Source organism: Aeromonas sp. 82P (assembly GCF_051919365.1).
Classification (GTDB): Bacteria; Pseudomonadota; Gammaproteobacteria; order Enterobacterales; family Aeromonadaceae; genus Aeromonas; species Aeromonas veronii.
Map to the genome: position 1 here is coordinate 1 of NZ_JBQBEV010000002.1, position 9,424 is coordinate 9,424.

Genomic DNA, 9,424 nt, shown 5'->3' on the forward strand with positions numbered 1-9,424 from the left:
AGAACCCCCTGCATGAGCACTGGCTTGTGCAGGTATGGGAGCCCCGGCTCTACGATTTAGCCTGGCTATCCGATTACCTCGATCTGAGCCCCTACAATGGCCGCAAATCGCTTCCTGAGTACGGGCTTGGGCGAAACTGTACCCTGTTCGAGAAAACGCGCCTGTGGGCCTATAAAGCGATCCGGCAGGGCTGGCCGGACTATCCCGCATGGTTGGCCGCTTGTGTTGATCGGGCATCAGGATATAACGCCCAGTTCGAGCAGCCGCTCCCCGCAAACGAAGTCCGGCACACGGCCAAGTCCATCGCCAGATGGACGCACCAGCACCTAAGCCCCGCAGGCTTTAGCGCATGGCAAGCAGAGCAGGGAGCAAAGGGCGGCAAGATGTCCAAGGGAGGGGGAAGACCGAGCAAAGCAGCAGATCTTCTGCCGGAGATTCTGCGGCTCAAAGGGATGGGCTACAGCAATCGGGACATCGCTGAGGATTTAGGTATTGGTTCGGCAAGTGTTAGCCGCTACCTCTCCAACATTTCGCCAAAGTGATCCAAAACAAGCCTTATCAGATAATAGCCCCCGCTAGGGGGGGCTCCTGCGCTCTTGTCTTTAAAAAAAGGCTTTAAAGAGCGGATCTTGGCGAGGTGGGGAACGGCCGGACCGAAGGCCGTCCATCGCCCCCCGGCTCTATCGGGGGTGTGGGCGGGGCCGTTGTCCACGGAGCGATCTTGCTCTGGCCCCGGTTACTCGTCTGCCGGGATCGCGTAGATCGCCCGCTCTATCCGCTCCAGCGTTTCCGCGTCCACCATCTCCGTGATCCCCTTGACCGTAGCGAAGGCCAGAATGGTTTTTACTGCCCTCAGATCATTCCTGTTTAACGTCACGGTAACGTTTATTTCCTGTTGCTTCGCCCGGTAGGTAGCCTGCCGTTCTGCCCCCGTCTTGGCTGTCCCTGTCTTTGGTCTACCACGACCTCGCTTGATGCCGAACATGTCCCCAGTTCCCTGATCCGCTGCGTCCTTCATGATGCTCTTTCCTGTCACTGTTACGGTAATTCATTATCTGTCACGGTGACGTTTATTGCAAGTTGCCGACCCCCTCGTTTTCTGCTTTACTGGTATTAAGCCAGCCGACCCGTATTACATTTCACCTGCTTCGCGGCTCAACGTAACACGGGGCTGGTGAGGGGCTATGCCCCTTCAATCCCCCACACACCACAGCCGGAGGCCGCGTGTCCAAGGTCCAAAAGATAACCACCGTCAGCGTCAGGATCGATAAGCCGACCGCCGCCGAATGGCGCGAGCGGGCGACCGCATCCGGGCTCAGCTTGTCTGACTGGATCCGGGGGGCGGTGGATGCCAATCAGCAGACGAATTTGCCGACGCCCCAGCGCCGTCCCATCCGTGTCCGCGATACCAGCAACGATGCCGATCCTGTGTTGATGCGTCAGTTGGCCGGGATGAGCAACAACCTCAACCAGATAGCCCGAGCCCTAAACGAATGCCGGTTGGCCGGCTCGTCGGTGCAACTGGTGGAAGTGCTGGCCCTACTGCGCAGCATAGAGGTTCAGGCGGGACGCCTGCTGCCCCAGTTGCCGCCGCCCCCCAAGCCTGCGGCCAAGGGGCGCGACGATGCTCATTAAATTCCTCTCCCACGGTACGGGCAGCGGTGCCCGTGCTTCGGCCTACCTCATGGGCTCGCACGATCACACAGGTGAACCACGGGCAGGGGTGACGGTACTGCGGGGCGATCCGGTGCTGTTCGCGGCGGTGGCCGACTCGCTGCCGTTCCAGCATCGATACCGGAGTGCCGTGATCTCGTGGGCGGCGGAAGAGGCCCCGACCGCCGACGAGATCACGGCGGTTTTGGCGGACTTCGAGGCGGTGGCGTTTGCTGGGTTGGAGCCGGAAGACGTCCACCTGACGGCGGTCCAGCACGACGAACCGGATGGCGGGGTTCACGTCCACATCCTGATCCCCCGTGTTCACCTGGGCACAGGCAAATCGTTCAACCCGGCCCCACCTGGTCACCGTAAAGCCTTCGATGCGGTGAGGGATAAACATAACCACGAAAGGGGCTGGGCGCGGCCAGACGACCCGCTTCGGGCGCGGTTGCTACGGCCAGACTTCGAGGCGTTCAAAAGCGCCTCAGATAAAACGGCCATCAAAAAGCAGCTCACCGATCACCTGATCGGTGCCGCCGCGCAGGGGTTGATCACCAACGCCGCCGAGCTGCGGGCGTACCTACAAACGGCGCTCGGGTGCGAAATCACGCGCATGGGGGCCGATTACACCAGCATCAAGCCGGAGGGCTATCCCAACGCTATCCGGTTAAAAGGGGAACTCTATGGAGCATCTTGGACAGCAGAAAGAACGCTTGAGCGAGAGGCTCAAGCAGCGGCAAGAGCAGGAATTGGGCGAGGTGGAGCAGTTAGCGAAAGCGGTGCTAGAGACGCTCAGGAGAGATTTACAGCAGCGTGTGAGCGGCGAGCTGAATACAACCGTGGGCGCTATCCGGGACGGGCTCAGGGGCCTGCCCCAGCAGATCAGCAGCTCGGCGCAGCCGTTGAAAACGGTGCTCGATCAGGCCCAGAGCGAGGCCCACACCCTCAAGCTGGTCTCCAGCGTTTGGCTCAAAGCCTCGCTGATCGGGGTATGCACCTCCGTGGGGATCGGGCTGGGGAGCTGGGGGGTATTGAGCTGGATGGGCAGCGAGGTGCAGCGGTTGAACAGCGAGATCCGCAGCGCGAAAGCCACGCTGGCGCAGCTTCCGACCGGAGTGACCTTCGTCCATCAGGGTGGCAAGAGCTACATCCTCGCGCCGACATTAGGGACACCGTTCAACGTGAAGGGCGGCGACAAAATGATGGCCGTGGAGGTGCAGTAAATGACCGAACTGGAGCGGATACTGCTCGACAGGCTGGAGCGGATAGAAACGGCACACCAGCAGCAAACGGCGGCGTTGAAGCTGCAATTTCAGCAGCAGGCTCTTTCTTTGAGCGAGTTGCAGATCGCTTGCACCAGCGCGCTGGCGAGCTGCGAGACGCTGTGCGGCGAGCTACAGCGTTCGTTCGAGACGTTGCAGAGCGGGGTAGAGCACTCGAACAGAATCACAGGGGCAGCGCTTGGGAACTTGAGCAGCAGTGTCAACGACTTGAACGAGGCGCTGGACGCCTTTCAGAAGGCGCAGCGCTGATCGCCGACAGGGCTGCGGAGCTGCGAAAAGAGCAGCGGCAAGATCGTGAATTTAGCATGTGATATATCATCACAGTGACAATAATTAAGGAGATCGGGTATGAAATCAGGTCGGTTGGGTACACCTGACACGGTGGCTGTAGGAGAGGAATAAAGTTTCATACTAAGCAGTCAAGTAACCCTGTTTGTACCGTTCTAAATGATACTCACCCAGAAATAAAGATTCATACTAATTCCTACTACAAAATCTGAGTCACGCTACAACTGAGTAATAAAGTATCATACTGGTTGTCTTGAGCATCCACAGATTGATTGGCCCCATTCAAACACGTTTCTGGACAAGAATGAGCTAGAAGTATTGATCTAGCTCTGGTGATTTGAATTAGAAAATGTATTAATGTTGTGTATAGTTTATCAGCAGGTATTCGTAAGCATCTAGTCAGGAAAAACAACAATACCCAACGCTTCGAGAAGCTGTTCTTGTTGCCAGCTGGCAATTTTGATACCTGATGTATCGACTTTTCGAGGATCTAAACCGTCGAGTTCGGCGTGACATAAATTAGCACCCTGTAGGCTAAACTGTCCCCAGACATCTTCAGAAAAAACACCTCGACTTAAGTCTGACTCTTTCAGTGATGCGCCCGCGAGGTGAGTCCCTATCCAGCGATTTTCAAACAGCTCACATTTTTCTAAACAGACCCGCTCCATATTGGCATAAGACAGGTTACATCCAGTAATAAAGGCTGAGCAAAAGTACATACGATTACTCACTTGATTGGCAAAGTTTGCTCGGGAAAAGTTGGCCCCTTTTAAATCACACTCACGTAACTCAATACCGTAGCAATTGGCGTTACTAAAGTTTGCCATCGCAAGCTGGCATTGTTGGAAACTTGCATCGCGAAGGTCTGCGACATCAAAATGGCAACCTTCGATATCACCCTGTTCAATGAACTTGCAGTTAATAAATGTCGCATCACGCAAGTTAGCACGTCGAAAATCGCATCGGATAAAGGTGCAAGCAGTGAAAGTAATATCACTTAGATCTTGATGTGAAAAACTGTGGTGTCGATATGTGTGACGGTAGGTTTCCATGTTGACTCCTATGATGAACTGGACGCAACACTACCATCAAAGCCACATCACATCACCAAAATAAAAACACTAAAAATCAAGATCTTAAAAACCCTCATTTTGCCTATTTTAAGGGGGTAAAATAGCGCCCTGAGCCTCTATGTTAACGTTCAAAGTACGCGGCACCATTGAAAAAAGTTATCCGCTTAAAAAGCCACAGAGAAAAGGAACCCAATAGATTACTGATGTCCGCCATTAGGTAAAGTAACCTTAAACGGAAGCCTGCAATTTGAAGTAGATACAAGGTCTAAGAAGGAATGGGGCATAAACGTTTTAGAAATGGCAGTGTACTCTGATCGCTGCCATTTAAGTATGAATCTTTAATACTCAGTATGATTCTTTATTACTTAGTAACGAAACTTTATTCTACTCACAGTGGCGCGTGACGTGTTGCGGTAGCGAAAATGGTGCGGTAACTTGTTGCCCAGAAAAGACAAACCCCCGTTGCTACGCAGTTCTATCTTGGCGGAGAGAACGCAGCAAACGGGGGCCGTTCACAAGAACAAGAGAAGTCTATCACATGGATCGCATCAAACAACCCTGCACCGCCAATAAGCGCGGTGGATTTTGACCAACAGAGCACAGCTTGAGCTGTTCCGGGAGCGCCTGCCCCGGAAGCCTTACTATTCCGACGAGCTTACAACGGGCCTACGGATTGCGGATGTTGCCCGCGCCCTTGGTGCGCGTTACATCCAGCCGAACGGGCCAACGCACCGCCACTGGATCGTTTTTGACGTAGACCATGCAGCCGCTACGTTATCTTGGGATGACGTAGGCGCTCCAGCCCCTAACATTACCGTCACGAACAAGGCCAACGGCCACGCGCATCTGATCTACGGACTGGATACGCCGATCCGCACTGCCCCGGATGGAAATGCAGCCCCTCTGCGGTATGCCGCCGCCATCGAGGCCGCGCTCCGGGAGAAATTAGGGGCGGATATGGGCTACTCCGGGTTGATCTGCAAGAACCCCCTGCATGAGCACTGGCTTGTGCAGGTATGGGAGCCCCGGCTCTACGATTTAGCCTGGCTATCCGATTACCTCGATCTGAGCCCCTACAATGGCCGCAAATCGCTTCCTGAGTACGGGCTTGGGCGAAACTGTACCCTGTTCGAGAAAACGCGCCTGTGGGCCTATAAAGCGATCCGGCAGGGCTGGCCGGACTATCCCGCATGGTTGGCCGCTTGTGTTGATCGGGCATCAGGATATAACGCCCAGTTCGAGCAGCCGCTCCCCGCAAACGAAGTCCGGCACACGGCCAAGTCCATCGCCAGATGGACGCACCAGCACCTAAGCCCCGCAGGCTTTAGCGCATGGCAAGCAGAGCAGGGAGCAAAGGGCGGCAAGATGTCCAAGGGAGGGGGAAGACCGAGCAAAGCAGCAGATCTTCTGCCGGAGATTCTGCGGCTCAAAGGGATGGGCTACAGCAATCGGGACATCGCTGAGGATTTAGGTATTGGTTCGGCAAGTGTTAGCCGCTACCTCTCCAACATTTCGCCAAAGTGATCCAAAACAAGCCTTATCAGATAATAGCCCCCGCTAGGGGGGGCTCCTGCGCTCTTGTCTTTAAAAAAAGGCTTTAAAGAGCGGATCTTGGCGAGGTGGGGAACGGCCGGACCGAAGGCCGTCCATCGCCCCCCGGCTCTATCGGGGGGTGTGGGCGGGGCCGTTGTCCACGGAGCGATCTTGCTCTGGCCCCGGTTACTCGTCTGCCGGGATCGCGTAGATCGCCCGCTCTATCCGCTCCAGCGTTTCCGCGTCCACCATCTCCGTGATCCCCTTGACCGTAGCGAAGGCCAGAATGGTTTTTACTGCCCTCAGATCATTCCTGTTTAACGTCACGGTAACGTTTATTTCCTGTTGCTTCGCCCGGTAGGTAGCCTGCCGTTCTGCCCCCGTCTTGGCTGTCCCTGTCTTTGGTCTACCACGACCTCGCTTGATGCCGAACATGTCCCCAGTTCCCTGATCCGCTGCGTCCTTCATGATGCTCTTTCCTGTCACTGTTACGGTAATTCATTATCTGTCACGGTGACGTTTATTGCAAGTTGCCGACCCCCTCGTTTTCTGCTTTACTGGTATTAAGCCAGCCGACCCGTATTACATTTCACCTGCTTCGCGGCTCAACGTAACACGGGGCTGGTGAGGGGCTATGCCCCTTCAATCCCCCACACACCACAGCCGGAGGCCGCGTGTCCAAGGTCCAAAAGATAACCACCGTCAGCGTCAGGATCGATAAGCCGACCGCCGCCGAATGGCGCGAGCGGGCGACCGCATCCGGGCTCAGCTTGTCTGACTGGATCCGGGGGGCGGTGGATGCCAATCAGCAGACGAATTTGCCGACGCCCCAGCGCCGTCCCATCCGTGTCCGCGATACCAGCAACGATGCCGATCCTGTGTTGATGCGTCAGTTGGCCGGGATGAGCAACAACCTCAACCAGATAGCCCGAGCCCTAAACGAATGCCGGTTGGCCGGCTCGTCGGTGCAACTGGTGGAAGTGCTGGCCCTACTGCGCAGCATAGAGGTTCAGGCGGGACGCCTGCTGCCCCAGTTGCCGCCGCCCCCCAAGCCTGCGGCCAAGGGGCGCGACGATGCTCATTAAATTCCTCTCCCACGGTACGGGCAGCGGTGCCCGTGCTTCGGCCTACCTCATGGGCTCGCACGATCACACAGGTGAACCACGGGCAGGGGTGACGGTACTGCGGGGCGATCCGGTGCTGTTCGCGGCGGTGGCCGACTCGCTGCCGTTCCAGCATCGATACCGGAGTGCCGTGATCTCGTGGGCGGCGGAAGAGGCCCCGACCGCCGACGAGATCACGGCGGTTTTGGCGGACTTCGAGGCGGTGGCGTTTGCTGGGTTGGAGCCGGAAGACGTCCACCTGACGGCGGTCCAGCACGACGAACCGGATGGCGGGGTTCACGTCCACATCCTGATCCCCCGTGTTCACCTGGGCACAGGCAAATCGTTCAACCCGGCCCCACCTGGTCACCGTAAAGCCTTCGATGCGGTGAGGGATAAACATAACCACGAAAGGGGCTGGGCGCGGCCAGACGACCCGCTTCGGGCGCGGTTGCTACGGCCAGACTTCGAGGCGTTCAAAAGCGCCTCAGATAAAACGGCCATCAAAAAGCAGCTCACCGATCACCTGATCGGTGCCGCCGCGCAGGGGTTGATCACCAACGCCGCCGAGCTGCGGGCGTACCTACAAACGGCGCTCGGGTGCGAAATCACGCGCATGGGGGCCGATTACACCAGCATCAAGCCGGAGGGCTATCCCAACGCTATCCGGTTAAAAGGGGAACTCTATGGAGCATCTTGGACAGCAGAAAGAACGCTTGAGCGAGAGGCTCAAGCAGCGGCAAGAGCAGGAATTGGGCGAGGTGGAGCAGTTAGCGAAAGCGGTGCTAGAGACGCTCAGGAGAGATTTACAGCAGCGTGTGAGCGGCGAGCTGAATACAACCGTGGGCGCTATCCGGGACGGGCTCAGGGGCCTGCCCCAGCAGATCAGCAGCTCGGCGCAGCCGTTGAAAACGGTGCTCGATCAGGCCCAGAGCGAGGCCCACACCCTCAAGCTGGTCTCCAGCGTTTGGCTCAAAGCCTCGCTGATCGGGGTATGCACCTCCGTGGGGATCGGGCTGGGGAGCTGGGGGGTATTGAGCTGGATGGGCAGCGAGGTGCAGCGGTTGAACAGCGAGATCCGCAGCGCGAAAGCCACGCTGGCGCAGCTTCCGACCGGAGTGACCTTCGTCCATCAGGGTGGCAAGAGCTACATCCTCGCGCCGACATTAGGGACACCGTTCAACGTGAAGGGCGGCGACAAAATGATGGCCGTGGAGGTGCAGTAAATGACCGAACTGGAGCGGATACTGCTCGACAGGCTGGAGCGGATAGAAACGGCACACCAGCAGCAAACGGCGGCGTTGAAGCTGCAATTTCAGCAGCAGGCTCTTTCTTTGAGCGAGTTGCAGATCGCTTGCACCAGCGCGCTGGCGAGCTGCGAGACGCTGTGCGGCGAGCTACAGCGTTCGTTCGAGACGTTGCAGAGCGGGGTAGAGCACTCGAACAGAATCACAGGGGCAGCGCTTGGGAACTTGAGCAGCAGTGTCAACGACTTGAACGAGGCGCTGGACGCCTTTCAGAAGGCGCAGCGCTGATCGCCGACAGGGCTGCGGAGCTGCGAAAAGAGCAGCGGCAAGATCGTGAATTTAGCATGTGATATATCATCACAGTGACAATAATTAAGGAGATCGGGTATGAAATCAGGTCGGTTGGGTACACCTGACACGGTGGCTGTAGGAGAGGAATAAAGTTTCATACTAAGCAGTCAAGTAACCCTGTTTGTACCGTTCTAAATGATACTCACCCAGAAATAAAGATTCATACTAATTCCTACTACAAAATCTGAGTCACGCTACAACTGAGTAATAAAGTATCATACTGGTTGTCTTGAGCATCCACAGATTGATTGGCCCCATTCAAACACGTTTCTGGACAAGAATGAGCTAGAAGTATTGATCTAGCTCTGGTGATTTGAATTAGAAAATGTATTAATGTTGTGTATAGTTTATCAGCAGGTATTCGTAAGCATCTAGTCAGGAAAAACAACAATACCCAACGCTTCGAGAAGCTGTTCTTGTTGCCAGCTGGCAATTTTGATACCTGATGTATCGACTTTTCGAGGATCTAAACCGTCGAGTTCGGCGTGACATAAATTAGCACCCTGTAGGCTAAACTGTCCCCAGACATCTTCAGAAAAAACACCTCGACTTAAGTCTGACTCTTTCAGTGATGCGCCCGCGAGGTGAGTCCCTATCCAGCGATTTTCAAACAGCTCACATTTTTCTAAACAGACCCGCTCCATATTGGCATAAGACAGGTTACATCCAGTAATAAAGGCTGAGCAAAAGTACATACGATTACTCACTTGATTGGCAAAGTTTGCTCGGGAAAAGTTGGCCCCTTTTAAATCACACTCACGTAACTCAATACCGTAGCAATTGGCGTTACTAAAGTTTGCCATCGCAAGCTGGCATTGTTGGAAACTTGCATCGCGAAGCTAGGTGCTGTTCTCGCAAAGGCAGAAAGTAGTCTTAACCTTAGCAATACG

11 protein-coding genes and 1 pseudogene are annotated in these 9,424 nt (G+C 55.7%); 8 read left to right on the plus strand and 4 right to left on the minus strand.

Features of this window, described 5'->3' with window-relative positions:
- A partial coding sequence (locus ACTG2S_RS20955) for a primase C-terminal domain-containing protein (protein WP_439983273.1) occupies positions 1 to 542 on the plus strand: 542 nt, incomplete at its 5' end.
- Between the two features lie 194 nt (positions 543 to 736).
- On the opposite strand, the gene ACTG2S_RS20960 is transcribed toward ACTG2S_RS20955, so the two are convergent.
- On the minus strand, positions 737 to 1,018 hold the full coding sequence (locus ACTG2S_RS20960; RefSeq protein ID WP_439983274.1) for a hypothetical protein: 282 nt from the start codon (positions 1,016 to 1,018) through the stop codon (positions 737 to 739).
- A gap of 206 nt (positions 1,019 to 1,224) precedes the next feature.
- On the opposite strand from ACTG2S_RS20960, the gene ACTG2S_RS20965 reads away from it, so the two are divergent.
- From ACTG2S_RS20965 to ACTG2S_RS20975, 3 genes are all read left to right on the plus strand, one after another.
- Complete coding sequence (locus ACTG2S_RS20965; protein ID WP_439983276.1) at positions 1,225 to 1,635, plus strand: MobC family plasmid mobilization relaxosome protein; 411 nt, start codon at positions 1,225 to 1,227, stop codon at positions 1,633 to 1,635.
- A 704-nt stretch (positions 1,636 to 2,339) separates the two neighbouring features.
- Positions 2,340 to 2,879 carry a DUF1640 domain-containing protein gene (locus ACTG2S_RS20970; protein WP_439983277.1) on the plus strand — a complete coding sequence of 180 codons (540 nt, stop codon included), beginning with the start codon at positions 2,340 to 2,342 and terminating at the stop codon, positions 2,877 to 2,879.
- The gene (locus ACTG2S_RS20975; protein ID WP_238819409.1) at positions 2,880 to 3,188 is read left to right on the plus strand and encodes a mobilization protein; all 309 of its coding nucleotides are present in this window, start codon (positions 2,880 to 2,882) and stop codon (positions 3,186 to 3,188) included.
- Between the two features lie 434 nt (positions 3,189 to 3,622).
- Here the strand turns inward: ACTG2S_RS20975 and ACTG2S_RS20980 are convergent, their stop codons facing one another.
- Entirely contained in the window at positions 3,623 to 4,279 is a 657-nt protein-coding gene (locus tag ACTG2S_RS20980; protein WP_012537714.1) for a quinolone resistance pentapeptide repeat protein QnrS2, read from the minus strand.
- A gap of 606 nt (positions 4,280 to 4,885) precedes the next feature.
- Between ACTG2S_RS20980 and ACTG2S_RS20985 the strand changes: the two genes are divergently transcribed.
- Positions 4,886 to 5,824, plus strand: coding sequence for a replication initiation protein (locus tag ACTG2S_RS20985; protein WP_439983279.1), 939 nt, complete (start codon positions 4,886 to 4,888; stop codon positions 5,822 to 5,824).
- A gap of 195 nt (positions 5,825 to 6,019) precedes the next feature.
- Here ACTG2S_RS20985 and ACTG2S_RS20990 read toward each other — a convergent pair whose 3' ends face one another.
- Entirely contained in the window at positions 6,020 to 6,301 is a 282-nt protein-coding gene (locus ACTG2S_RS20990) for a hypothetical protein (RefSeq protein WP_439983274.1), read from the minus strand.
- Between the two features lie 206 nt (positions 6,302 to 6,507).
- Between ACTG2S_RS20990 and ACTG2S_RS20995 the strand changes: the two genes are divergently transcribed.
- The 3 genes from ACTG2S_RS20995 (at position 6,508) to ACTG2S_RS21005 (ending at position 8,471) form a co-directional block, all read left to right on the plus strand.
- On the plus strand, positions 6,508 to 6,918 hold the full coding sequence (locus ACTG2S_RS20995; protein ID WP_439983276.1) for a MobC family plasmid mobilization relaxosome protein: 411 nt from the start codon (positions 6,508 to 6,510) through the stop codon (positions 6,916 to 6,918).
- A 704-nt stretch (positions 6,919 to 7,622) separates the two neighbouring features.
- Positions 7,623 to 8,162 (plus strand): DUF1640 domain-containing protein, encoded by a 540-nt coding sequence (locus tag ACTG2S_RS21000; RefSeq protein WP_439983277.1) that lies wholly within the window; start codon positions 7,623 to 7,625, stop codon positions 8,160 to 8,162.
- Positions 8,163 to 8,471, plus strand: coding sequence for a mobilization protein (locus ACTG2S_RS21005; protein WP_238819409.1), 309 nt, complete (start codon positions 8,163 to 8,165; stop codon positions 8,469 to 8,471).
- Positions 8,472 to 8,905: 434 nt separating this feature from the next.
- Here the strand turns inward: ACTG2S_RS21005 and ACTG2S_RS21010 are convergent.
- Positions 8,906 to 9,373, minus strand: a pseudogene (locus ACTG2S_RS21010) (Qnr family pentapeptide repeat protein); the annotation flags it as partial.
- Positions 9,374 to 9,424 lie beyond the last annotated feature (51 nt).